Origin of the sequence: Mariniflexile jejuense (assembly GCF_042675665.1) — a bacterium.
Taxonomy (GTDB): Bacteria; Bacteroidota; Bacteroidia; order Flavobacteriales; family Flavobacteriaceae; genus Mariniflexile; species Mariniflexile jejuense.
The window spans coordinates 1-1060 of record NZ_JBHTJI010000038.1 but is presented as its reverse complement, the minus strand read 5'-3'; the positions used below and the strand labels follow the sequence as shown (position 1 = coordinate 1060).

Sequence of the window (1060 nt, the reverse complement as noted above, 5' to 3'; positions counted from 1 at the left end):
AACAATGTATAAAAATAATGCTTAGTTTTATACTTAATCAAAACTTAGTGCTTTTTTTGTTAGCTTCTGATTTTCCTGCGGAAAATCCTCGCACACAAAAACGCACTATTCTTATACGCAACGTTGGCAAACATTTGATGAAAAACTTAAACTACATATTAATCTTTCTTTTGATTTTAAGTTCCTGCTCAAATTTGGACGAAAAAAAACCTTTGGCTGAATTATTTTCAGAGGATTTTAAAAGTTTTGAAATTAATGACAAGATTGGAGTTATAGATTTAGATTCAGTTTCAAATTTTGCGGAATTAAGACAAAAAATGGGCGAATTGACCTGTGTGGGAAAATCGTCAGGTTTAAGATTTAAATCAAATGATACTATCTATCATTTAACCGGATTTGCTGACTGCCCGACTTCTGGCGAAATTGGATGTTACTTCAGACGGAATTTATTGTTTGTTAGAAATGATTCTTTGGTAATTGAATATGGGAAAAACAAAAAGACCAAACCAATAACATTCCTAAAAACGGAACTGAATAAGATATTATCTAAAAAGTATAACTTTCAGCATAACGAAAACAAACTCAAACCAGCTTTAATTCATTTTTACGTTGAAGATAAATATCCAATAGAAACAACAAAAAGAGCTCTAAAAGAAATTGTAAGAGAATTTAAAGAAATTAATTCACAAAATGGTTCTGACTATTTTAAGTATAACATTCTTTTTGAGGGATTTGACATTACAAATATTCCACCGCCACCACCGCCACCAATACCGAATGAATTTGATAATGGAAAAAAATAAAAACGATTTGCCAACAATGTATAACCGCAATTACGGCGGATTCGACTACGTCCGAATCCACTCGGAATTGCTAACGCCTGTGCTTAATCGAAAAACAATAATTTAAAACCCGTAACTGACGGTTATACGCGACGTTGTAATGCATTTAAACAAAACTGATTGGGAAAGAAAAAGTACTCTTTAAAACAGAAAATTATTTATTCGACTTTTATTGCAGGAATTATGGCAAGTGGATTTTTATTTGATAGTGTAAAAGA

Annotated in this window: 1 protein-coding gene; it reads left to right on the top strand. The window is 31.3% G+C overall.

Annotated elements, in window-relative coordinates:
- The coding region (locus ACFQ1R_RS13175; protein ID WP_379926731.1) for a hypothetical protein at positions 1-803 on the top strand (803 nt) is incomplete at its 5' end.
- Between the last annotated feature and the right edge of the window lie 257 nt (positions 804-1060).